Source organism: Candidatus Kryptonium sp. (assembly GCA_025060635.1).
Classification (GTDB): Bacteria; Bacteroidota; Ignavibacteria; order Kryptoniales; family Kryptoniaceae; genus Kryptonium.
The window spans coordinates 102,649-126,006 of the sequence record JANXBN010000007.1 but is presented as its reverse complement, the minus strand read 5'-3'; the positions used below and the strand labels follow the sequence as shown (position 1 = coordinate 126,006).

General features: G+C 36.8%; 20 protein-coding genes. 14 read left to right on the top strand and 6 right to left on the bottom strand.

All coding sequences use genetic code 11. The annotated features are described in order from the left end of the window. Window positions 1-190 precede the first annotated feature (190 nt). On the top strand, window positions 191-1,231 hold the full coding sequence (locus NZ923_09435) for a bis-aminopropyl spermidine synthase family protein (protein MCS7230240.1): 1,041 nt from the start codon (window positions 191-193) through the stop codon (window positions 1,229-1,231). On the opposite strand, the gene hflX is transcribed toward NZ923_09435, so the two are convergent. From hflX to NZ923_09420, 3 genes are all read right to left on the bottom strand, one after another. After that, on the bottom strand, window positions 1,232-2,497 hold the full coding sequence (hflX, locus tag NZ923_09430) for a GTPase HflX (GenBank protein MCS7230239.1): 1,266 nt from the start codon (window positions 2,495-2,497) through the stop codon (window positions 1,232-1,234). It lies immediately after the preceding gene. A gap of 112 nt (window positions 2,498-2,609) precedes the next feature. Continuing rightward, window positions 2,610-5,348 (bottom strand): patatin-like phospholipase family protein, encoded by a 2,739-nt coding sequence (locus NZ923_09425; protein ID MCS7230238.1) that lies wholly within the window; start codon window positions 5,346-5,348, stop codon window positions 2,610-2,612. An 84-nt stretch (window positions 5,349-5,432) separates the two neighbouring features. After that, complete coding sequence (locus tag NZ923_09420) at window positions 5,433-6,773, bottom strand: class II fructose-bisphosphate aldolase (GenBank protein ID MCS7230237.1); 1,341 nt, start codon at window positions 6,771-6,773, stop codon at window positions 5,433-5,435. A 270-nt stretch (window positions 6,774-7,043) separates the two neighbouring features. On the opposite strand from NZ923_09420, the gene NZ923_09415 reads away from it, so the two are divergent. From NZ923_09415 to ilvN, 7 genes are all read left to right on the top strand, one after another. Next, window positions 7,044-8,378 (top strand): cyclic 2,3-diphosphoglycerate synthase, encoded by a 1,335-nt coding sequence (locus NZ923_09415; GenBank protein MCS7230236.1) that lies wholly within the window; start codon window positions 7,044-7,046, stop codon window positions 8,376-8,378. Between the two features lie 81 nt (window positions 8,379-8,459). Further along, a complete protein-coding gene (gene argF, locus NZ923_09410; protein MCS7230235.1) occupies window positions 8,460-9,383 on the top strand; it encodes an ornithine carbamoyltransferase in 924 nt (307 codons plus the stop codon). 24 nt (window positions 9,384-9,407) lie between these two features. After that, entirely contained in the window at window positions 9,408-10,349 is a 942-nt protein-coding gene (gene arcC, locus NZ923_09405; GenBank protein ID MCS7230234.1) for a carbamate kinase, read from the top strand. An 8-nt stretch (window positions 10,350-10,357) separates the two neighbouring features. Then, window positions 10,358-11,281 carry an aspartate carbamoyltransferase gene (gene pyrB, locus NZ923_09400; GenBank protein MCS7230233.1) on the top strand — a complete coding sequence of 308 codons (924 nt, stop codon included), beginning with the start codon at window positions 10,358-10,360 and terminating at the stop codon, window positions 11,279-11,281. A gap of 124 nt (window positions 11,282-11,405) precedes the next feature. Continuing rightward, a complete protein-coding gene (locus NZ923_09395) occupies window positions 11,406-12,164 on the top strand; it encodes a 3-oxoacyl-ACP reductase FabG (protein ID MCS7230232.1) in 759 nt (252 codons plus the stop codon). A gap of 19 nt (window positions 12,165-12,183) precedes the next feature. Continuing rightward, window positions 12,184-13,905 (top strand): biosynthetic-type acetolactate synthase large subunit, encoded by a 1,722-nt coding sequence (gene ilvB / locus NZ923_09390; GenBank protein ID MCS7230231.1) that lies wholly within the window; start codon window positions 12,184-12,186, stop codon window positions 13,903-13,905. A gap of 16 nt (window positions 13,906-13,921) precedes the next feature. Beyond that, on the top strand, window positions 13,922-14,494 hold the full coding sequence (gene ilvN / locus NZ923_09385) for an acetolactate synthase small subunit (GenBank protein ID MCS7230230.1): 573 nt from the start codon (window positions 13,922-13,924) through the stop codon (window positions 14,492-14,494). Here ilvN and ubiA read toward each other — a convergent pair. From ubiA to NZ923_09370, 3 genes are read right to left on the bottom strand one after another with little or no spacing between them, the layout of a single operon-like run. Continuing rightward, complete coding sequence (ubiA, locus tag NZ923_09380; protein ID MCS7230229.1) at window positions 14,455-15,330, bottom strand: putative 4-hydroxybenzoate polyprenyltransferase; 876 nt, start codon at window positions 15,328-15,330, stop codon at window positions 14,455-14,457. The genes ilvN and ubiA overlap by 40 nt on opposite strands. Then, complete coding sequence (locus NZ923_09375; GenBank protein ID MCS7230228.1) at window positions 15,305-16,726, bottom strand: sigma-54 dependent transcriptional regulator; 1,422 nt, start codon at window positions 16,724-16,726, stop codon at window positions 15,305-15,307. Before NZ923_09375 ends, ubiA begins: the two co-directional genes overlap by 26 nt. Next, entirely contained in the window at window positions 16,698-17,975 is a 1,278-nt protein-coding gene (locus NZ923_09370; GenBank protein ID MCS7230227.1) for an MEKHLA domain-containing protein, read from the bottom strand. The genes NZ923_09375 and NZ923_09370 overlap by 29 nt, the downstream gene beginning before the upstream one ends. Before the next feature lie 245 nt (window positions 17,976-18,220). Here NZ923_09370 and NZ923_09365 point away from each other — a divergent pair, with 245 nt between their 5' ends. From NZ923_09365 to NZ923_09340, 6 genes are all read left to right on the top strand, one after another. Further along, window positions 18,221-18,949 (top strand): MotA/TolQ/ExbB proton channel family protein, encoded by a 729-nt coding sequence (locus NZ923_09365; GenBank protein MCS7230226.1) that lies wholly within the window; start codon window positions 18,221-18,223, stop codon window positions 18,947-18,949. 15 nt (window positions 18,950-18,964) lie between these two features. Continuing rightward, entirely contained in the window at window positions 18,965-19,471 is a 507-nt protein-coding gene (locus NZ923_09360) for a biopolymer transporter ExbD (GenBank protein MCS7230225.1), read from the top strand. 16 nt (window positions 19,472-19,487) lie between these two features. Beyond that, complete coding sequence (locus NZ923_09355) at window positions 19,488-19,901, top strand: biopolymer transporter ExbD (protein MCS7230224.1); 414 nt, start codon at window positions 19,488-19,490, stop codon at window positions 19,899-19,901. A 123-nt stretch (window positions 19,902-20,024) separates the two neighbouring features. Then, entirely contained in the window at window positions 20,025-20,483 is a 459-nt protein-coding gene (locus NZ923_09350; GenBank protein ID MCS7230223.1) for a GatB/YqeY domain-containing protein, read from the top strand. Further along, window positions 20,480-21,019, top strand: a complete 540-nt coding sequence (locus NZ923_09345; GenBank protein ID MCS7230222.1) for a CvpA family protein — start codon at window positions 20,480-20,482, stop codon at window positions 21,017-21,019. Before NZ923_09350 ends, NZ923_09345 begins: the two co-directional genes overlap by 4 nt. Next, entirely contained in the window at window positions 20,997-23,339 is a 2,343-nt protein-coding gene (locus NZ923_09340; protein MCS7230221.1) for an endonuclease MutS2, read from the top strand. The genes NZ923_09345 and NZ923_09340 overlap by 23 nt, the downstream gene beginning before the upstream one ends. Window positions 23,340-23,358 lie beyond the last annotated feature (19 nt).

Here is a 23,358-nt window from a genome sequence, read left to right as displayed (position 1 = left end):
CCTAAATTTATCTTCATTTTAACAAAAAAGCAAACACTATGCCAAATAAATTTTGGCTAAATTTGCCAAAAAATAAAATCAGGATTTGAAAATTGTCCAAAAATGACACACTCGCAAATTAACCTGCACAAAATTTATCGGTTTTGAAATTAACAAGCCAAATTGTAAATTTATTTAAAAAATTAAAAGCGTGGCAGAAAAAACAATGAGCAACGATAGGATAAGAAATCAGGTGATACACTCGCTTTCTTCTGGACCGAAAACTTTTTGGGAGATATTTAACAGACAAGATGGGACATTGAAAGAACTTTATCTCACCTTGAACAAGCTAATGAAAAATAACATCATAAAAAGAGAAGGTGAAAAGTTTTACTTAAACGATCGGATTCAAATTAAATCCTATCCTGACCCGAGATGCGAGCATTGTCGCGGGGGAGTTCAAATCAAAGGTGAATACGAAAAGATTCTTCAAATATATAAATCTATCGTAAAAAACCGACCTCTCCCATCGGTTGAATATGACCAAGGATTCATAAGTTCTGAAGATGCTGTAAGAAGGGCAATTTTTATGTATGAGAGAGGCGACATAGAAAACAAAGCAATTTTTATACTTGGGGACGATGATCTTGTAAGCATAGCGATCGGTCTTCTCGGCGTTGCTCAAAAAATAACAGTCCTTGAAATTGACAAGAGACTAATTGACTTCATAAACGATGTGTCAAAAGAATACAACTTAAATATCAAAACAATAAATCACGATGTGATTGATTCTTTCCCGAAGAAAGAAATGAACAAATATGATACATTTTTAACTGACCCCGTTGAAACACTTCAAGGTTTCATTCTTTTCATATACAGATGTATGCAAGCGCTTAAAAAGAAAAATTCCGCTGGATATTTTGGACTCACGCACATTGAAGCAAACCTTGAAAAGTGGCATCATATTCAAAAGTTTATACTTTCAACCGGAATGGTCATTACCGACATAATTCGCGATTTCTCTTATTACCCAGAAGATGAAAATCAATGGATTGAAAACTACAACCACTATTTAATCAACAAAAAGCTTAAAATAGGGATACCGAACACAAATTGGTTTCGGTCCTCGTTTTTTAGAGTGGAGGCGTATGACAAAATCAAATTAAAAAAACTTCCTCGCTTAAAATCAACGCATGAACTTTATGTTGATGATGAAGCGTGGTGCACAGTTGAACACAACAGTTGGAAATGATCAAGTCATCAAAATATATGAAGAAATTTTGGGAAGGTGTCTTTTTTCAATTTTGAATTTAAGCGTCAAGTAATTGTCATCATCATATCTCACATCAAGAACTTCACCCAACTTGTATATGAGCGACATCGCCTCCGAATTTGAAACATCAATTTTTCCAGTTATCTCAACATAATGATCGTCTATAATTTGACTGATTTTATCTTTTAAAGCTTGGATGTTTAAACCACGAGCTGCCGATATGAAAACAGCATTTTTATATTCGTTTGCGATTGAATAGATTAAATTTCTATCTTGTAATTTGTCAATTTTGTTAAATACAAGAATTGTGGGCTTATCAAGCGAGTTAAGTTCCCCGAGCGTTTCCTCAACAACTTTTATTTGTTCTTTAAAGTTCGGAGCTGATATATCAACAACATGAAGCAATATATCTGCTTCAACGATCTCATCAAGCGTTGACTTAAAGGATGCGATGAGATGATGTGGAAGTTTTCTTATGAAACCAACTGTGTCAGTTAGAAGAATTTTCCTCGTTGGAGAAAGTTTCACAACACGAGTCGTTGCATCAAGGGTTGCGAAAAGTTTGTCTTCAACATAAACATTTGCATCAGCCAACACATTCAAAAGAGTTGATTTGCCTGCGTTCGTATAACCGACAAGTGCAACTCTAAATATATCTCTTCGTCCCTTTCGCTGGACCTTTCTTTGATTATCAATTTCATTTAACTTTCTTCTTAAAATAGCGATCTTCCTTTTGACAAGTCGTCTGTCTGTTTCAAGTTGAGTTTCACCTGGTCCTTTTGTTCCGATTCCACCATATTGCTTTGACAAGTGTCTCCATCTGCCAGTCAATCTTGGCAAGAGATACTCAAGTTGGGCAAGTTCAACTTGAATTTTGGCTGGTGCCGTCCTCGCATGCGAGGCAAATATATCAAGTATTAGAGTCGTCCGATCTATAACTTTACAATTAATTATATCCTCAAGATTTCTGACTTGAACACCCGATAAGTCGTCATCAAATATCACAATGTCTATTTTCTCATCCTCAACGATTTTAGCTATTTGTTCAGCTTTACCACGCCCTATGAAAAATGCGGGATCAGGACTTTCTCTTTCTTGATAAACTCTGCAAACCACATCAGCCCCCGCCGTATCAGCAAGAAGTTCCAATTCATCAAGGTATTCCTCAACTTGAGCTCTCGTTTGATGAGGGAAGATCACTCCAACTATAATCGCTTTCTCTCGCTCCTTTTCGTAATTTACCAAATCTTCTAAATTTAACAGCCTTTGTTTTTACTTTTTCGTCTATAATTTATAAAACATTTAAAAAAAATCAAGTTCCATTTATTTCCTTGCTTCCGTAGCAAAGCTAACAATTTCACTCAAATCCAAGCGAAAAGTAAAAGATCGTCGGACCCCAAATCAATCCTTCTTGTTTTACCGCTCTCACCAGAAAACTTTTACCGACATTGATTCTTAAGGCACCAATTGGTGTATCAAAGCCGAGTTCAATTCCAATGCCCTGTCTTAGATCTTTCCATCTAATTGCCTCAAATTTTTCCCATGCGGAACCGACATCATATCGTAATGATAAAAAACTTTCAAAAAAAACTTTTATAGGGCTTCTAAATCTCGCCTCTACTCCTCCAAGGATAACCTGTCTTCCATACATTTCATCTTCTTTCATCCCAGAAAATGAATTTAAACCTGTAACCGAGCCGATAAAAAACTGCTGTGACAACGGAGTTGAATCATCACATAAACCAAACAAAAACTTCAACTTCAAAGCACCATATTTAAAATATGTGTTGTAGTTTTCGTACGAGAAGAAAATTTTTGAATAAGCGACATCTGAACCAAGAAACTTTTGCGACATTTCATAGTAGGCATTCATATAAACCCCACGATTGGGAAAATAAGCTTTGTCTCTTGAATCAACATTTATATTCAGCTGTAACTTCGCAAGCAAATTCCTTTCTTCTTTGAACTCAATTCTTGAAACATTTTTAACAAATGCTCGTTCAACCTGATACCTTATTAGAGCATTCCCGAGTTTTTCAAATTGTCCACCTGCGGATAAATCAAAGCCAATGTAAGAGAACTTAATTTCTCCTTCGTTCTTGAGCGAAAAACTCCTATCACTTAAAATAGTTTTGTAAGTATGAACTTTCCTTTCGGAATGGTAAAGGTTAAACTTGTATGTGAAAATTGTTTGAAATAACCTGTCAACTTTATATTCAAGTTTCAACATCAAGTTTCTCATCCCACCTTGAAAAGTTAATCCAAAGTTATCGTTAAAGCCAAATGTATTTTCATTGCGGAAATCAGAAAAGAACTGTCCCCCCCGCTCGTTATCAATTCTCAGACCCATTCTCAAAAACTGCGATGCTGATTCTTGAAGATGGATCGCAACCCGAACACTATCTTCAACAATATAATCAAGCTTTATCTGCGAGAAAAGATCGGTAGCCCACAGATTTCTTAAAGTTTCCAAAACTTTTCTTTCAGTTAATATCTCCCCTTCCCTGAACATAATGTCACGAAAGATAACAAAATTCCTTGTCTTGATGTTGCCGTGAATTTTTATCTCCGATACATAGCCATCGTTCAAATAGATGTTAATTTCACGATTGAACTCGTCAAATTCAATTTTTTTTATAGTAGCGAACGAATAACCGAAGGCGTGGAAAATTCGCAAAATTTCCCGAGAAATTTCATAAACATTTCTTTCTGAAAAATAAATCTCATTGCTTGGATAAAAAGCAACGCAAGTATCCAAAACCTCAAACGAAGCAAATAATCCTCCTAAAAACCTTGAAAAATCTATCTGAAAACCATCTGAAGATTGAGGATACACATTAACTTTTTTTATATCTGGATTCAGTTTTGTATTGAAAACAATTTCAGTGTCTCTTGCTCCTTGGTGCACTTCCACATCAATTCTTGCATATTCCCCCTGCGATAATATCTTATACAAAAGATTAACGATATCTTTATCAGTGACTTCTTTCCAAATAATTGAATTGATCGCATCTGCAGGCAGACCATCGCCGTAGAGTTTAAGTCGGTATTCGCTTAACTTTCGCTCCTCGGAATCGCCTAAAATTTTGATTTTTGATTCTATAAGCGAAATTATTTCATCAATTTTCTCCTCCGCTACTTTTTCACCACTTTTTATTATCAGTTCCACTTTATCAAAATCAGATGGGCTAACTCCTTCAAGTTCTGGTTTCAAGACGATGTCTGATTTTTCAATTTGAAATTTATTTGAAAGTTGCATCATTATCCCCACGATTTGATCAGCCGTGTTCCACGGAAGTTGAATATCTTGGGGGCTTCTTAAGGGACTTGTCGCATCAACTGTTATCACTATATCACATCCAAGTTCCCTTGCCACATCCGCAGGTATGTTAGAAATCAAACCACCATCAACAAGGACAAGCGAATCTAAAAATACAGGTTGAAAAACAAGAGGGATAGTGGAACTTGCCTTAACAGAATAAACGATATTTCCGTTTGAAAAAATAATTCTCTTTCCAGTTACAAGATCTGTCGCAACAGTATAAAATCTTGGTTTCAGTTTTTCGTAATCGGTTATATAGTGGAATGGTGTTTTTAAAAAAATTTTTAAAAGTTCCTCAGTTATGCTTTGTCCTGAAATTACATATGATGGGATAAGTGGTTTCAGACCTCTGAAACGGAAATAAATAAAACTTTTCTCAATCAGATATTTCCTGTCAAAAAACAAGTTAGATCTGTCTTCTTTCTCACCAAGTGTTATTATACCGCTCCAATTCGTTGTGAGCGCGATCTTCTCAATTTCATCAGCTCTTAATCCGGCGGAATATAAGCCACCAACTATGCTCCCCATACTTGTTCCAATTATACAATCAACCTTGATTCCATACTTTTCAAAAACTTTTAAAACTCCGATATGGCTTAGTCCCCTTGCTCCCCCACCACTTAAAACAAGTGCGATTTTAGGTTGCTTAATTTCGTAGTTTACAATATGATAAGCCCCGTTCTTATCATAAAATTTTATTTGCAGTTTTTCTTGTGAATTTGCTATCCAGCCGAAAAAAGAAAGAAGAAGCAAAAATTGATATACCTGTTTCATCCCGATGGTGAGAAAACTTAAAATTTTAGAAAGTTCCCTCCCCCAACTTAAGAGGGAGGGTTTTTAAAACAAGAAATTTATAACTTACACCTTAACATATTTTCGCACGAGATCGTAAGTATTAACAACATTCAATTTTTGCAGAAGCAAATTGAACTTCCTTTCAAGCGCGTTTCCGATCTCTTCTTTCAGTGAACTCGGTAGATCCCAAAATTCTTTCTTAAACGGACCGAATCCCTTCTTTCTTGTTTTGTAAATGAATTGTTCCTCCGTATCTCCGGATTTCCATTCGTCTTTAAACTCTTTCTTCAAAAATTCATAAATCTCATGCTTGAATTCATTAGGAAGCATTGAATAGATCATGTTTTGAAATTCTGTTGCGAGATGAATTTCTGCAGTTCCAACTTGTGGGAATTTATCAAAGAGTTCCTCAGGCAGAGTTGATGCACCGTGTTGAACCGCGCCAGAAAGACCATACTCTTTTCTTGCAACTTCTGAAAGAATACGCAAAGTTTCAAAATCAATTTTGACTTGAGCTATTGTCCCATCTGGAAGTGGAACTCCACCGTGGGTTGTTCCAGTTTGAACACTAATTTTGCTTATTCCTTTATAATTTCCTTTCTCAGCAAGAAGTTTAAGGTAACCTGCCATATAAGCTCTTAACTCTTCGGGAGTGCTATTTTTCCCACCAACTTCACCGATTTCACCACCAATAGAGATCTCAATTCCTTCAGGTTGAAGTTTTCTTATATATTCTGTCATTTCAGCGGCAACTTCGTAGTTTGGTCTTTGCTGTTCATCAAGCGTTGGTTTGCTCAAATCAACTAGAGTTGAACTGTCAATATCAATGTTGTAAAAATCAGCTTCTATCTCTTCCTTAACTAGAGCTTTCAACGCTTCAATTTCTTTTTCTGGGTTTTCAAGGTATTTTTTAGCGCTAACTTGGACATGATCACCTTGGATAAAGACAGGACCCTGATAGCCTTCTTTTATACACGCTGCAAGAACGCAGGCAGTATATTCACTTGGGCGTTGGAAAGTATAACCAATTTCCGACTTTGCGATTTCAAATATGAAAGCACCGACATTATTATTTTTTGCGGCTCTGACATAAGCCCTTGCGACATCGTATGTCAAACCGCGAATGTTAACTGCTGGAACTGTAAATCCACCAACTTCCCCCCTTCCCATCGCTTCATAGAAAGATTGTATTGAAGCAGGAACAGCGCCGAGCTTTCGGGCTATTTTACGAATTAGGTTTCGTATTTCCATTTTTAAATTTTCATCCGGATTGAATACTGCGTTATAAACAAGTTCATCAATCGCTTTATCTCTCAACTTTATAGGGTCAATTACATTCACATCGCCATCAAACTCAACTATACCAGCAAGATAGTTTTTCAATTCAATTGAGTCCTTGAACATATTTACACCTCCTTTGTTTAAAATTTTTCAATTTTGTTTTTTTCGCTTTTTTGACTAAATTTGCTTTGTGAAAATTTAAGAATTATTGAGTTTTTAAGCAACTTTCAAGGTCGTTTATGCTCCCAAAGGTCACAAATAATCCTTCAGGTTTACCGCCGAAAGACCACAAAACTTAGTATTCCCTTCAAACTTAAACACTCATCATTTCTCCCACTTTATGTCTCATTCTTTGTTTGCATTTTTAAAATTTAAAACATATCTGGAGGTTTTATGAGCAGAAAAAGAGTTATAATTATGGGCGCTGCAGGTAGAGATTTTCATAACTTCAACATGTATTATCGCGATGACAAAGATTATGAAGTTGTTGCTTTCACAGCCACTCAAATACCAAACATTGAAAATAGAAAATATCCACCTGAACTTGCAGGAAAGCTTTATCCAAAAGGAATACCAATTTATCCAGAGGAGAAACTTGAAGAACTCATAAAAAAATTCAATGTTGATGAAGTTGTTTTTTCATATTCAGATGTCTCACATCAATATGTTATGGAAAGAGCCTCAAGGGTCATCTCGGCTGGGGCAAGCTTCCGTCTCCTTGGGCTTAATCAAACTATGCTTGAAAGCAAAGTGCCAGTGGTTGCGGTCGTCGCTGTTAGAACTGGATGCGGGAAAAGCCAAACATCAAGAAAAGTTGCGAGATTGCTAAGAGAAATGGGTTTAAAAGTTGTAGTTGTAAGACATCCGATGCCATATGGAGATTTAAGAAAACAAGAAGTTCAAAGGTTTGCCTCTATAGAAGACATGCACCGACAAAATTGCACCATTGAAGAAATGGAAGAATATGAACCTCATATTGTTAACGGTGGTGTTGTCTATGCCGGTGTTGATTATGCAAAAATACTTCGTAAGGCGGAAGAAGAAGCAGATGTTATAATATGGGATGGCGGAAATAACGATATGCCGTTTTTCAGACCTGATTTAACAATCGTGGTCACTGATCCACATAGACCAGGGCATGAGTTAACTTACTATCCTGGGAGTTCCAATTTAAGAATCGCAGATGTCGTCGTGATAAATAAAGTTGATTCTGCAAGACCTGAAAATGTTGAAACAGTAAGAAATAACATAAGAAGTGTAAATCCAAGAGCGATCATAGTTGAAGCAGCGTCACCGATTTTCGTTGAGGATGGATCTATAATTCGTGGTAAGAGAGTGCTTGCCGTTGAAGACGGACCAACTCTCACACATGGTGAAATGGAATATGGCGCTGCGGTTCTTGCTGCACAAAAATTTGGAGCGAAAGAATTAATTGATCCGCGCCCATATGCTATCGGTTCAATAAAAGAAACTTTTGAAAAATACACTCAAATAAAAAATCTGCTTCCAGCGGTAGGATATGGAAAAGAACAAATGAAAGAGCTTGAAAAAACGATCAACCGAACCCCAGCTGATGTGGTCGTAATTGGAACCCCGATTGACTTAAGACGCGTCTTAAAACTTAACAAACCAGCAGTTCGCGTCAAATACGAGTTGCAAGAGATTGGAAAACCAGATCTAACTGATATATTGACATCATTTGCGAGGTCTAAAAAACTTATAAAGTAAAAAGTTTTTTACTCCGACAGCAAATAAAAGATTTGACATCTTTGAAAACAGACATCCTTAAAACAAAAAGAAAAACTTAATATGCGAAACAAGGATTTCATCTCAATTCAAGATTTAACAGTTGAGGAAGTTCACCAAATTTTTGAGCTTACAAAGGAAATGAAAGCGAACCCGAAAAAATTTTCAAAATCACTTGAAGGTAAAATACTCGCCCTTATTTTTGAAAAACCATCTTTAAGAACAAGAGTTAGTTTTGAAGTTGGTATAAGGCAACTTGGTGGCGATGCGATTTACCTTGCTCCATCTGATATCCAAATGGGCAAAAGAGAATCAGTTTATGATGTAGGAAAAACACTTGAAAGAATGGTTGATGGAATAATGATAAGAACCTTTGGTCACGACATTGTGCTTGAACTTGCCAAAGCGGTTAAAATCCCAGTGATCAATGGATTAACCGATCTTTTGCATCCATGTCAGGCAATGGCTGATTATTTCACGATGCTTGAGAAGAAAGGAGATTTAAAAAATTTGAAAGTTGTTTTCGTTGGCGATGGAAACAATGTATGTCACTCCTTGATGCAAGGCGCTGCAAAACTTGGTGTCAACTTCTGGGCCGCTACTCCAAAAGGATATGAACCTAAAAAGGAGATTTACGAACTTGCAATTGAAGACGCAAAAATAACCGGAGCAAAAATAAACATCACAAACGATCCAGAAGAAGCTGTAAAAGATGCAGATGTAGTTTACACCGATGTCTGGGCGAGCATGGGACAGGAAAGCGAAGCGGAAATTAGGAAAAAGATCTTTCAACCATATCAAGTGAACAAGAAATTATTCTCACTTGCAAAACCAGACGCTCTCTTTATGCATTGTCTTCCAGCTCATCGCGGCGAAGAAGTAACGAACGATGTAATAGATTCACCTAACAGTGTTGTCTTTGACGAAGCTGAAAATCGCTTGCATGTGCAGAAGGCAATAATGTATGAACTTATGCGAGACAAATAATAAAATCAAACCTTTGAAATTCAAATGAAAACAATTTTACTTGCAATTGGTGGGAATTCTTTAATAAGAGCCGGCCAAAGGGGAACAATTGAAGAACAATTTGAAAACGCCTACAAAACAGCTGAATATATCGCTCAACTTATACAAAAAGGATTCAACCTTGTTATAACTCACGGAAACGGTCCACAAGTTGGAGCTCAACTCATAAGATCCGAAATTGCCTCCGGTCAAGTTTATTCAATGCCGCTTGATGTATGCGTTGCGATGACGCAAGGTGAAATTGGTTATATACTTCAAAATTCACTTCAAAAAGCACTGTGGAAAAACGGGATAAAAAATCCAGTGATCACAATAGTAACTCAAGTTGTTGTAAATGAAGATGATCCAGCGTTCAAAAAACCAACCAAACCGGTTGGACCTTTCTACACAAAAGAAGAAGCGGAAAAGAAACGACAACTCGGTTGGGAAATAATTGAAGACGCAGGTAGAGGTTATCGCAGAGTCGTACCGTCACCAAAACCCATTGATATAGTTGAAAAGGAAGCCATAAGAGAATGCATCAAAAACGGAATGATAGTGATTGCGGTCGGTGGCGGTGGAATCCCAGTAATTAAAAAAAATGGCGAATACATAGGTGTTGAAGCAGTTATTGATAAAGACAGAGCTTCAGCAGTTTTGGCAAAATATCTTGAGGTTGATTATTTTATAATATCAACGGATGCCGATAAGGTTTATCTAAACTATAGAAAACCTGATCAAAAAGCCCTTGATCTTGTCACAGTTGATGAGATCAAAAAATTTTATCAAGAAGGGCATTTTCCGCCTGGAAGTATGGGACCAAAGGTTGAAGCAGTTATTGACTTTATTGAAAACGGCGGAGAATGTGCAATTATAACTTCACCTGAAAATTTAACTGAGGCAATTTTCGGAAATGCCGGAACAAAGATTGTAAAATCAAAAAACTAAATCAAAAGATGCCAAAATTACAGCATGTTATTGAAGCACAGCAATTCACGCTTCCGTTAATTCATGAACTTTTTCAAATTGCCGATCAAATGGAAAAAATACTTGAGCGCGGTGGAACGCTTGATTACCAAAACAAGATCATGGCATCGCTCTTTTATGCTCCTTCAACGAGAACGAGATTTTCATTTGAATCAGCTATGTTCCGACTCGGTGGAAAAGTTATATCAACTGAGCAAGCGCATCTTTTTTCCTCTGTCATCGGTGGTGAAACACTTGAAGATACAATAAGAGTTGTTTCAAATTTTTGTGATGTGATTGTCCTAAGACACACAGAAGTTGGGGCAGCGAAAAGAGCATCCCTTGTTTCTTCAGTTCCTGTCATAAATGCTGGAGATGGTAAAGGTGGACAACATCCAACTCAAGCTTTGCTTGATCTTTATACGATTTACAAAGAACTTGGCTACATTGATGGCTTGAAGATTGCATTTATTGGTGATCTTGATCAAGGTCGCACAGTTAGATCCCTCGCTTATTTACTTGGCAAGTTTGAAAGAGTTATGCTCTATTTTATCGCTCCAGATTTTCTCCAAATAAGAGAAGATATTCAAGATTACTTAACCAGACACAATGTTTGGTTTACGCTTGAGAACAATTTGGATAAAGTTATATCCGAAGTTGATGTCGTCTATGTCACGCGAATTGAAAAAGAAAGATTTGGCGACAAAGTTGACATTTATGATGAAACAGTTAAAAATTATTTTATTGACAGCGATCTTGTCTCAAAAATGAAGCAAAAAGCGATAATAATGCATCCGCTCCCGAGATTGAACGAGATCTCGCCAGAAGTTGATTCGGATCCAAGAGCTGTGTATTTCAAGCAAACGAGAAATGGTCTTCTTATAAGAATGGCCTTATTAACTATGGTTTTCTAAACTTCACTTGATAGAGCTTTTCATGATCTTTCCTCCGTGAAAATTTTAAAGATTGTCCACATCGGAAAATTTTCCCTTGACAATTGCCCCTAAATTTTTTTAATTTAAATTAAAAAAGGAACCCATGATTGATCTTAAAGGTCGCATTGCACTTATTACCGGAGGTTCAAGAGGTATAGGTAGAGCAACTGCAATTTTATTTGCAAAGGCAAACGCTGATGTTGCTATTACATACAATTTGAATGATAAAGCTGCAAATTCCGTCGTTGAAGAGATCAAAAGTTTAGGAAGAAGAGCAATTGCTGTAAAAGGAAATGTTGGTAAAAGTTCGGATGTAAAAAGAATGGTCAATGAAGTTCTTGATTACTTTGGTAAAATTGATGTGCTCGTCAATAACGCGGGGATTTGGACATACGGCGCCATAGGGGAAATGCCAGAAGAAATATGGGATGAGACAATGGATGTCAACTTGAAAGGAGTTTATCTTTTTACAAATGAAGTTGTTCCGATAATGAAAAAGCAAAGATGGGGAAGAATAATAAACATCTCTTCAACGGCGGGACAGCGGGGCGAGGCATTTCATTCACATTATGCAGCATCAAAGGGAGCAATTATTGCTTTCACAAAATCACTCGCTGTTGAACTTGCGAAATACAACATCCTTGTAAATTGTGTTGCCCCTGGTTGGGTCAATACTGATATGTGCGCTGAAGTTTTCAAGGACCCCGCTTTCGTTGAACAAGTTAAAAGCACGATCCCACTTGGAAGAATTCCTGAACCTGAAGAAATTGCAGGACCAATTCTCTTTTTAGCCTCGGACCTTGCTAACTGGATAACAGGGGCAACGATAAGTGTAAACGGTGGTTCCGTTCTATGCGGATAAAAATTAATTGACTTAAAAAATGGAAAAAGCGAAGCACAATTTGAACAAAGATTTTTACGGGAAAAATTTATCAGGTATTGAAATTTTTGTCAGATCGCTTATAGAAGAAAATGTTGAAGTAGTGTTTGGCTGTCCAGGAAATGCAGTGCTTGGTATATTTGACGCATTGATGGAAATAGCTGGAAATTCAATAAAGATCATATTTTCACGCCATGAAGCTGGAGCAGTTTTATCTGCCAGCGGATACGCAAGGGCAACCGGAAAACCAGGAGTTTTGATTGTTTCATCTGGCCCCGGGGCTTCAAATGTCGTTACTGGAATAGCAGATGCAAATATGGATTCAATCCCACTTGTCGTCTTTACAGCACAAGTTCCTACAAAGTTAATAGGAAACGAAACCTTTCAAGAAGTTGACATAGTTGGAATAACAAGACCTATAACAAAACATAATTTTCTTGTTACAAAGATAAGCGAGCTTATGGAGACAATAAAATCAGCATTTTACATTGCGACTACGGGAAGACCTGGACCTGTGCTTGTTGACTTGCCAAGGGATGTTATGTCAGAAAAATTCATTTTTAATTATCCGGATAGCGTTAATCTTCGCGGATACAATCCAGTGTATTCAGCTCACGCAGGACAAATAAAAAGAGCAGCGGAAATAATTAATAACTCGTCAAGACCCGTGATAATAGCTGGTGGCGGAGTCATCGCAAGCAATGCGTCCGGAGAACTTCGCGAGCTTGTGAGAAAGATAAACGCTCCAATCACGACAACATTAATGGGGCAAGGCACATACCCAGAAGATGATCCACTATCACTTGGTATGCTTGGAATGCATGGGACATGGTATGCAAATATGGCTGTAAACGAATCTGATTGTATTATCGCGATTGGTTCAAGATTTGACGAAAGAATAACTGGAGACACAACCAAGTTCGCCCCCAACGCAAAGAAAATTCATATTGATATTGATCCAGCCTCAATCAGCAAAAATGTTAAGGTTGATGTACCGATCGTCGGCGATGTGAAAGACGCGTTAAAAAAATTAATCCCTCTTGTTAAAACCTTGAACACAGAAGAATGGCTTCAAAAAATAAAAAAATGGAAAATTGAACATCCAATTAAATACCAACAAAGCAAAGAGATAAAGGTTCAATATGTCATAGAGAAACTTCGGGAATTAACTGGCGGAAATGCTATTCTCGTAACTGATGTTGGGCAGTTCCAAATGTGGACTGCTCAATTCTTCAAATTTCTCTATCCCAGAACTCACATAACAAGCGGTGGGCTTGGAACGATGGGATTTTCCCTCCCCGCCTCAATTGGTGTCGCAACAGCAGTAAAAGATAGACCTGTAATCTCACTTAACGGAAACAGAGGAGTTCAAATGAATATTCAAGAGATTGCGACCATTTCAGCATATAATCTTCCCATAAAAATTTTAATTTTCAACGATGGACATATTGACATCACAAGGCAGTGGCAGGAACTTCATTGGAAAAGAACTTTTGACGAAATCTTAATTGACAAAGCTTGCCCCGATTTTATGAAAATTGCGGAAGCATATGGAATTCAATCTTTCAGAGTTGAAACGACTTATGATGTTGAACCAATCTTGAAGAAAGCATTAGCGTTAAGAGATAAACCCGTTATAATTGAATTCAAAACAGCTTATGAAGAAAATGTCTATCCCTATATTCCGCCGGGCGGATCAGTAAAAGATATAATTGAACATTAAAAATTAGGGAGTAAAAATGAAACACACGATTTCAATACTTGTTGAAAACAAGTTTGGAGTTCTAACAAGGATCGCAGGACTCTTCAGCGCAAAAGGTTACAACATTGAAAGCATATCTGTCGGTCCGACCGAAGATCCAACCATCTCAAGAATGACAATCGTCACGAATGGAGATGATGACCAAATTGAACAAATTATAAAACAATTGAACAAACTGATAGACATTTTGAAAGTGGTTGACTTAACAAATGAACCATTTGTTGAGAGAGAACTTGCACTTATTAAAGTAAAAGTCAATTCTTACACACGAAGCGATGTGATTGAGATTTCCGATATATTCAGAGCAAAAGTAGTTGACATTGGACCAACAACATTAACCGTTGAAGTCACGGGCAGAAGCGATAAGATAACAGCGATGATAAATATGCTCGCTCCTTACGGCATAGTTGAGCTAGCAAGGACAGGTGTGGTAGCATTGAAGAGAGAGTTCAAAGGCGAAGTTTACGATTCAAAAGAGATAAAGGCGATAAAAAGAAAAGCGAAACAGGCTCAAAAGAACACCACATCAAATGATGAAAAAACAAAGTAGCTTGTGCTAACTAAACTATTGACAGTGTTGAAAGCAAAATTTATCCTCGTCAAATCATTAGGTTTGACTATCATGTGTTGATAAATCAAAAGAACACCCATCAAAATCAGACCAATCGTGTAAATCATCCCAAGATCAAGTAGAAATTTCAAAGAGACGAACGATATAAAACTTAACAAGTGAATTATTGCTGATATCCTCAAGGCATTTTCCACTCCAAATCTTTGCGGAATTGAATATAATCCATATTTAGTATCAAACTCATAATCTTGACAAGCGTAAATTATATCTGAACCTGCAATCCAAGTTAAAACACCGAGCCCAAGGATGATTGGAGGTAGTTCAAATTTTCCAGCAATTGCAAGCCAAGCTCCAACTGGAGCAAGACCAAGAGATATTCCAAGGAAAAAGTGCGAAAGCCAAGTGAATCTTTTTGTAAATGAATAGAAAAATATAACAACAAGCGCAACAGGGGAAAGATAAAAACAAAGTTCATTGAGATTATATGATGCGTAAATAAAAATCATAGAAAAGAAAACCACAAAAATGCTCGCTTCAAAAGTTGAAATTCTACCACTTGGCAGTTCTCTGGTACTTGTCCTTGGATTTAAAGCATCTATCTTTTTATCTACAATTCTATTAAAACCCATCGCTGAGCTTCTTGCACTAACCATAGCGACAAGTATCCATAAAAGCTTTTCAAGTGTCACCTTATGAAAAAGCGAAGAAAAAACCACGCTGGATAAAGCAAACGGAAGGGCGAAAAGAGTATGGGAAAATCTTATCATTCTTCCATAAGTTAATACCTTCTCAATCAATGTTTTCGGTTTCATCATCGGTTGCATTTTCAGGTTCTTCAAGTTGATATTCTTCTATTTTTCTGTAAAGTGTGCGTCTATCAATACCAAGGATTTTCGCTGCGTTTGACTTATGCCAGCCAGTTTCACGAAGAACCTTCAAAATATATCTTTTTTCAAGTTCCTCAAGAGTTATCCTCTCCCCAAGCGTAAGTTCTTCAACTATATTCTCCGCCTTACACACCCTTATATGCTCCGGAAGGTCATCAACTTTTATCTCATCATCTGTTGAAAGCACAACAAGTCGTTCAATCAAATTTTCAAGCTCCCTGACATTTCCGGGCCAAGAGTATTTCATCAAGCACGCAAGCGCTTCCCTTGAGATCTTTATATTTGGTCTCCCTGCTTCCTCGCCATATTTTTTCAAAAAATACTCAACCAAAAGCGGTATATCTTCAATTCTTTCTCTTAGCTCTGGAAGGTAAATTGGTATGACATTTAATCTATAAAACAAATCCTCACGGAATGTCCCTTCTTTGACTGCTTTTTCAAGGTCTTTGTGGGTTGCTGCAATTACTCTTACATCAACCTTTTTGGGCTTATCGCTACCAACGGCTCTAATCTCTTTTTCCTCAAGGACTCTTAAAAGTTTCGCTTGCATCGCAAGAGACATATCTCCAACTTCGTCAAGGAAAATCGTCCCACCGTTAGCTTCCTCAAAAAGCCCTTTTCTTGAGCTTATCGCCCCTGTGAAAGCTCCCTTTTCATGTCCAAAAAGCTCTGACTCCAACAAACTTTCGGGAATAGCGCTACAATTTACAGCGATAAATGGTTTATCTTTCCTTGGGCTATTGTAATGGATTGCTCTCGCAACGAGCTCCTTGCCTGTTCCACTTTTTCCGTAAATTATGACATTGCTATTTGTATTTGCAACTTGTTTTATAAGTTGAAACACCTTTTGCATTTGCGAGCTTTTCCCAATGATATTACCAAATGAATATCTTTGTTGAACTTCCCTTCTTAAAAATTCAACTTCTTTTTTCAAATAAATCTGTTCCGCAGCTCGCTCAATTATCAAACTAAATTCTTCCATGTTGAATGGCTTTATGATGTAATCGTAAGCACCTAATTTCATTGACTCAACAGCGGAGCTAACCGTAGCAAACGCCGTTATCATAATTACTATGGTATCTGGAGAACTTGATTTGATCTGCTTTAAAATTTCAAGTCCGTTCATCTCTGGCATATTTATATCAGTCACAACTATGTCAAACTCATCTCTGTTAAATTTCTCAAGTGCTTCATTAGGTTTTGATGATACCTCAACTGTGTATCCGCGCTTTGAAAGCACCTTTTTCAAAAGTTCCAACATCTTGACATCGTCATCAACGACGAGGATTTTGATATTATATGTTTTCTGATTTTCCTCCGCCATCCTCATCATCTTCTTTTGTTATGTATGTTGGAAACTTAACTGTGAATGTCGTCCCTTTTCCTGGCGTGCTTTCAACTTCAATTTTACCATTATGTTCATCAATTATCCTCTTGCTTACTGCAAGACCAAGCCCAGTTCCTTTTCCAGCTTCTTTAGTTGTGAAGAATGGCTCAAAAATCTTATCAATATGTTCAGGTAATATCCCAACTCCATTGTCTTTGAACTTTATATTCACATAGCCATCCTTTGCAAATGTTTCAATCTCTATCAAACCATTTTGATTTATTGCCTGTATCGCATTTACAATTATATTCAAAAAAACCTGATGAATTTGTGAGCAGTCAGCATATATGTTCGGGATATTCTCACTGAATTTGAGATTTAGTTTTATATTTGACCTTTCAAATTGATGTTTTAAAAGCTCAACAACATGCGAGAGCTCACGATTAACATTTACTTTCGTATAGTTTGGCTTCCTTGGTCTTGCGAACTCAAGCAATTGCTTTATAAGATTGGCAATTCTTTCTGCTTGCGAAATTATCGTCTCCAGCTCTTCTTTATACTGATTATCTTCGCCCATTTCCATTATTATATATTCAGCGTTTCCCGATATCACATTAAGCGGTGTTCCGATTTCATGAGCAATCCCAGCAGCTATTTGTCCAATTAGAGCAAGTTTATCGGAATGTTGAATTTGCTTTTCAAGTTCTTTAACTTTTGTCACATCTCTGACAATGGCAATGCTTCCAAGGATTTCACCATTCTCATCTTTTATCAAGCTTCTGGATAGATTAACAATAATTCTTCTTCCGTCTTTAGTGATTCTCTCTGTCTCATAATTCTCAATATATCCCCTTCTCAATGTTTCCGCGAACAACCACTCCATTTCTCCCTTCTCCTTAAGATCAGATGGGATAATTGGGTCAACTGTTTTGCCAATCATCTCTTCCGCAGTGTAACCGAAAATCCTTTCCGCTCCTTTGTTCCAGAAAAAAATCTTATAATCATTGTCAAGCGCGATCACCGCATCGGAGTAGTTTTGAATAATTGATTGCAAAACCCTTTCATGAATAGAGCGTCCCTTTTTAGCAAGTTCAATTACACGGTGAATATACTTTATCAAAATCCGATGAATTTTCTCTACATCCTCCCGCGTTAAGGTAGATAAATTTATTCCTAATTCTTCTTTTAGTGCCTTGTCTATTTCATCAAGAAATTCGTCAATTTTGCTTAGAATGCGCTGTTCCATTGCGAAACGGTTTTAAATTTTCAGTTTTAAAAATACGAACAAGTTAAATAAAAATCAATTTTGCTTTTTCAAAAATTATTTGTAAACAATCGGAAGGTGATTTCATGCCGTCGTTTGCCACGCTACATCCGAACCTGAAAAATAAGATGCTCTCTTTTCTTGATTTTGTCAAATTTATTTATTATTATTTGCACAAGTGCATTATTTTCAATGAAATAAAAACTAAAACTTTGGAGGTTAAAAATATGGTCTTATCACAAGGCGTGTTTGCCTTCTTGCTTCAAGCGCAACAGAAAGGATTAGTGGAGCAAATAACCAATATCCTTGTTGAGAAGTATATTGAGGGTGGATTTTTCATGCATCCAATTCTTGCGATTTTAATTATTGGTTTAGCTCTTTCAATTGCGAAGTGGATTTCACTTGCCAAAGCAAGCGTCAACACAAAGAAATTCCTTGCCGAAGTTAAGAAAGCCCTTGACGAGGGCGGTGTTGAAAAGGCGCTTGAAGTTTGCCAGAAAACCCCAGGTCCCGTTGCCAGCATATTCCAGGCAGGACTCCTCAGAGCAAAAGAAGGAATTGAAGCAGCTGAAAAAGCAATTATAGCATATGGTGGAATTGAAATGGCTTTCCTTGAAAGAGGACTCGTATGGCTTTCATTGTTTATATCTCTTGCTCCGCTTCTTGGATTTACAGGAACAGTTCAAGGAATGATCGTTGCTTTTGACTCAATTAAAGAAGCAAAGAACATCTCACCTGAAATCGTTGCCGGTGGTATCTCAATAGCTCTCTTGACAACTTTGTTCGGTTTAATTGTTGCTATAATTCTTCAAACATTCTATAACTATTTCGTCTCAAAGGTTGATAGAATAGTCATTGATATGGAAGAGAGCTCAATTGAATTAATTGATGCTCTTGCGATGATGCAGCAGGGTAAGAAAATAAACGAAACCGAAGTGAAAAACACAACAAAATAAAATTTTTCAAAAGCCATGTTTAAAAGAAGAAGAAGAGCCGAAGCGGAAATCCCCTCCGCTTCAATGGCTGATATAGCGTTTGAATTGCTAATCTTTTTCCTCGTTGCAACGACATTTGATGTTGATACGGGTATCGGTCTTGTACTTCCACCTGCTGCTGAAACAACCGAGCAAGTAAAAGTTAAGCAAAGCGATATAGCTAAATTACTTGTAAACGCAGCTGGTGAGGTTCTGCTTGATGGTGAATTAATAACTGTTCAACAAATCCGAGAGCTAATAAAAAATAAGATTAAAGCAAATCCCAAACTTATCATCTCAATCAAAACAGATCGTGAGACAAACTATAGCAGATACATTGAAGTGCTTGATGAGCTGAAACTTGCCTATAACGATCTACGCGAGGAATATTCACTTAAAACATTTGGGAAATCATACCGAGATTTAACAAGAGAGCAACAGGAAGAAGTAAAGAAAGAAATTCCGATTCGTATCTCAATAGCCGAACCAGAGGAAGTTAAATAAACCGAGGTGATAAATAATGAAATTTCAGAAGAAATTCGGACAGACTAAACCACGCGTTCCAACAGCATCTTTGCCGGATATCATCTTCATGATGTTGTTGTTTTTCATGGTTACGACGACAATTAAAGTATTTGATGTTAAAGTAAGATATATTTTACCTGAGGCAGCTGCGATTGAAAAAATTGAAAACAAACGACTTATCTCTTATATCTGGGTAGGAAAAGATGGAAGAATTCAAATTGATGATAACATAGTTCAACTTGATGACATCGTTGACATAATGTACAGAAAGCGACAAGAAAATCCTAATGTGATCGTTTCGCTTAGAATTGACAGAGATTCCAAAATGGGAATTGTAATTGATATCCAGCAAAGATTAAGAAAAGCGGACGCGCTAAGAATTAACTACTCAACTTTGCAAAAGTTGTAATGTGCTTTGATGCAAAAAATTTTTTAAAAGTTCCGTTAAAAATGAGCACAAGTTTCACTTAAACGAGAAGGCAGGCAGTTGTCCTGCCTTTTTATTTTTTTAAAATAAAAAATCAACTTCAAAATGGGACTAAGAGAAAAACTTGCGGAAGATCTTAAAAACGCCATGAAATCAGGTGATAAAATTCGGCTTGAGGTCGTGAGAATGCTTCAAACCATGATAAGAAGAAAAGAAATTGAAAGAAAAGGGGAAGGAAAGGAACTAACCGAAGAAGATGAAATTCAAGTTGTAAAATCTGAAATCAAAAAAAGAAAAGAAGCCATTGAACTTTTTGAAAAAGGAGGAAGATCTGATCTCGCTGAAAAAGAAAAGAAAGAGCTTGAGATCTTAAACGAATATCTACCCGAACAAATGTCCGAGGAAGAAATAGAAAAATTTGTTGAAAAAGTTATAAACGAAATCGGGGCGAGTGGACCTAAGGATGTTGGAAAGGTGATGGGCGCTGTAATGAAAGAACTTCGCGGTAAAGCCGACGGAGCTCTCGTTCAAAAAATTGTAAAAGAAAAACTTCAAGCTCAGTGAACTGGCTTGATTATGTAATACTTGCCATTCTTGGGATTTTTGTCTATCGCGGTTTTAGAAAAGGTTTCATCACAAGAGCGCTTGGTCTTGCTGGCGTCATCCTTGGGATATGGCTTGGCGTAAAGCATAACCTAAAAGTCGCTCAAATTTTAAACAATATAGGTGTAAATGCAGAACTCTCACCATATCTTGCGATGTTTCTTATTTTTCTGACATCTATCATAACAGCGACATTGTTTGCGAGGTTTTTAAGAAATGTTTCTGTTTTTGTTGAACTAACTGATAACATACTTGGAGCTGTCCTCGGACTTGTTGAAGGTATTTTAATACTTGGTGTTTTTCTTATTTTCCTTGCTTCTTTAAATCTACCATCTGAAGAAACAAGAATTCAATCAAAATTTTACAAACCTGTAACGAAAGCGACAATCGGGCTTTACGATTTCATTGAAAAAAATCTCGGCTCAAAAATAAAATTCAAAGAACAAATACAGAAAACAATTGAATCAATAAAAAGTGAACAGCGAGACATTAAATAAACTTGAATTTGATAGAATAAAACAACAAATCATAGCTTTTGCAACATCACAGCTTGGTGCTGAGCTTATAGAAAACCTCTCGCCCTTGACCAGCAAAAATATAATTGAAAGGGAGCTTAAATTAACAATTGAGATGAAAGAGATTCTCGCTTATGATGATCCATTTCCAATTGATGGGATCAAAGACATACGAATTGCCTTGAGAAGATGTGAGATTGAAGAAAGCTTTCTGTTCCCGCCAGATTTTCTTGATATAAAATCTGTCCTTTCGGTTTCAAGGTTGATAAGAGAATATCTTAACAAGAGAGTTCAAAAGTATCCGCATTTGTGGGATCTCGCAAAAAACATATTCGTCAACAGAGTTCTTGAATACAACATAGATGAAATCATTGACGAAACCGGAAATGTAAAAGATAACGCAAGCCCAGAGCTTAGAAAAATTCGCGAGGAAATTTTAAGAAAGCAAGATCATGTGCGAAAAAGATTATACGCAATTTTGAAACAAATCTCGGAAAAAGATTATACACAAGATGATATAATTCCCCAAAGAGATGGACGCCTTGTAATACCTGTGAAGGTTGAGCACAAAAGACATGTCTCGGGAGTTGTCCATGGAACTTCATCAACTGGATTAACGGTTTTCATTGAGCCAGCTGAAATCGTTGAATTGAATAATGAAATTCTACAATTGCAATTTCAAGAGCAAAAAGAGATTGAAAGGATACTCCGCGAGCTGACCAACAAGGTAAGAGAAAACTTGCAATATCTACAAACTAATGTTAGCATCTTGGCGAAAATTGATCTAATATATGCAAAAGCGAAATTTGCTCTTCAAATAGATGGAAACGCTCCAGAAATCTCTGATGACGGCCCGATAGTTTTAAATACTGCATATCATCCTATTCTTTTGTTAAGGCATGGTAAAAATAAAGTTGTGCCACTTGATTTTAAACTTGGAAATGGTTCGTCTGTTTTCGTTATTTCTGGACCTAATTCAGGAGGGAAAACAGTTGTTCTTAAAACCGTTGGATTGTTAACACTTATGGCTCAGGCTGGGATTCCAGTACCGTTAAAAGAATCAAGCAAATTGAGGATTTTTAAAAAAGTTTTTATTGACATTGGGGATGAACAATCTGTTGAAAAGGATCTTTCTTCCTTCGGCTCACATATTAAAAATTTGAAGAAAATAATTTCGGAGTCGGATAATAAAACTCTCGTTCTTCTTGACGAGCTCGGTTCTGGAACAGACCCAGCTGAAGGCGGAGCACTTGGAATTGCTATAATTGAAAAGTTGAAAAGAAAGGGCTCGTTCGTGATCGTAACAACCCACAACAGCACACTAAAATTTTACGCTTACAATAATCCAGAAATTGAAAGCGGAGCAATGGAATTTGATCATCAAACACTTGCACCAACTTACAGATTGAGGACAGGAATTCCGGGAAGCAGTTACGCTTTTGAAATCGCAAGGCGACTCGGTTTTGATGAAGAAATAATAAACATCGCGAAACAAAACCTTGAGAAATCACAAGTCAAAGTAGAAGAGATTTTATCACGGCTTGAATCACTTGAAATTGAACATAGAAAACTCGTAAACGAATTAAAGCAAAAGGACGAAAATCTCAATAAAATGATTTCTGAATACAAACAAAAACTTGCTGAAATTGAACGAGAAAGGAAGAAAGTGAAAAAAGAAGCTCTCGCTGAGTTCAGAGAAATAGTTGAAAATGCAAGATCAAGGATTGAAGAAGCGATACGAAAAATAAAAGAAACAAATGCTTCAAAGGAAAGCATAAGACAAGCTCACAAAGTCGTTGAACACATAGAGAATCAATTTTATGAAATATCAAAACAACTTGAAGAAGAACAAACTAAAACTATTGATCTCAAACCTGGCGATTTCGTTAAAATGAAAGACGGAACGCAAATTGGAGAGATAATACAAATAGATGGTTCAAATGTAGTAGTGGCATTTGGCGCTGTAAAGATGCTCCTGAAAGCAGATTCGCTTGAAAAAGTTGAACAAAAAGAGGTTAAAAAGCCAATTATAACGACCGATCTGTTTGCGCCTGTTTCAACCAAAATTGATGTTAGAGGGATGAGAGCGGACGAAGCGATAAATGCAATTGATAAGTTTATTGACACGAGCTTTTTATATAGATTGAAACGCATTGAGATAATTCATGGTAGAGGAACAGGTAAATTAAAAAGAGAAATCGCTGAATTTTTAAAGAGACATCCGAATGTCAAGTCATTTCGCCTTGGTAGTTGGGAGGAAGGAGGCGATGGTGTCACGATAGTTGAACTTAATGTTGATTAAACATAAATTAATTCAAATT

What these genes read in the sequence shown, in the direction of transcription:
- NZ923_09425 (MCS7230238.1), bottom strand. Translation starts at nt 5,348, where the DNA reads ATGAAACAGGTATATCAATTTTTGCTTCTTCTTTCTTTTTTCGGCTGG.
- NZ923_09420 (MCS7230237.1), bottom strand. Translation starts at nt 6,773, where the DNA reads ATGTTCAAGGACTCAATTGAATTGAAAAACTATCTTGCTGGTATAGTT.
- NZ923_09415 (MCS7230236.1), top strand. Translation starts at nt 7,044, where the DNA reads ATGAGCAGAAAAAGAGTTATAATTATGGGCGCTGCAGGTAGAGATTTT.
- argF (MCS7230235.1), top strand. Translation starts at nt 8,460, where the DNA reads ATGCGAAACAAGGATTTCATCTCAATTCAAGATTTAACAGTTGAGGAA.
- arcC (MCS7230234.1), top strand. Translation starts at nt 9,408, where the DNA reads ATGAAAACAATTTTACTTGCAATTGGTGGGAATTCTTTAATAAGAGCC.
- pyrB (MCS7230233.1), top strand. Translation starts at nt 10,358, where the DNA reads ATGCCAAAATTACAGCATGTTATTGAAGCACAGCAATTCACGCTTCCG.
- NZ923_09395 (MCS7230232.1), top strand. Translation starts at nt 11,406, where the DNA reads ATGATTGATCTTAAAGGTCGCATTGCACTTATTACCGGAGGTTCAAGA.
- ilvB (MCS7230231.1), top strand. Translation starts at nt 12,184, where the DNA reads ATGGAAAAAGCGAAGCACAATTTGAACAAAGATTTTTACGGGAAAAAT.
- ilvN (MCS7230230.1), top strand. Translation starts at nt 13,922, where the DNA reads ATGAAACACACGATTTCAATACTTGTTGAAAACAAGTTTGGAGTTCTA.
- ubiA (MCS7230229.1), bottom strand. Translation starts at nt 15,330, where the DNA reads ATGATGAAACCGAAAACATTGATTGAGAAGGTATTAACTTATGGAAGA.
- NZ923_09375 (MCS7230228.1), bottom strand. Translation starts at nt 16,726, where the DNA reads ATGGCGGAGGAAAATCAGAAAACATATAATATCAAAATCCTCGTCGTT.
- NZ923_09370 (MCS7230227.1), bottom strand. Translation starts at nt 17,975, where the DNA reads ATGGAACAGCGCATTCTAAGCAAAATTGACGAATTTCTTGATGAAATA.
- NZ923_09365 (MCS7230226.1), top strand. Translation starts at nt 18,221, where the DNA reads ATGGTCTTATCACAAGGCGTGTTTGCCTTCTTGCTTCAAGCGCAACAG.
- NZ923_09360 (MCS7230225.1), top strand. Translation starts at nt 18,965, where the DNA reads ATGTTTAAAAGAAGAAGAAGAGCCGAAGCGGAAATCCCCTCCGCTTCA.
- NZ923_09355 (MCS7230224.1), top strand. Translation starts at nt 19,488, where the DNA reads ATGAAATTTCAGAAGAAATTCGGACAGACTAAACCACGCGTTCCAACA.
- NZ923_09350 (MCS7230223.1), top strand. Translation starts at nt 20,025, where the DNA reads ATGGGACTAAGAGAAAAACTTGCGGAAGATCTTAAAAACGCCATGAAA.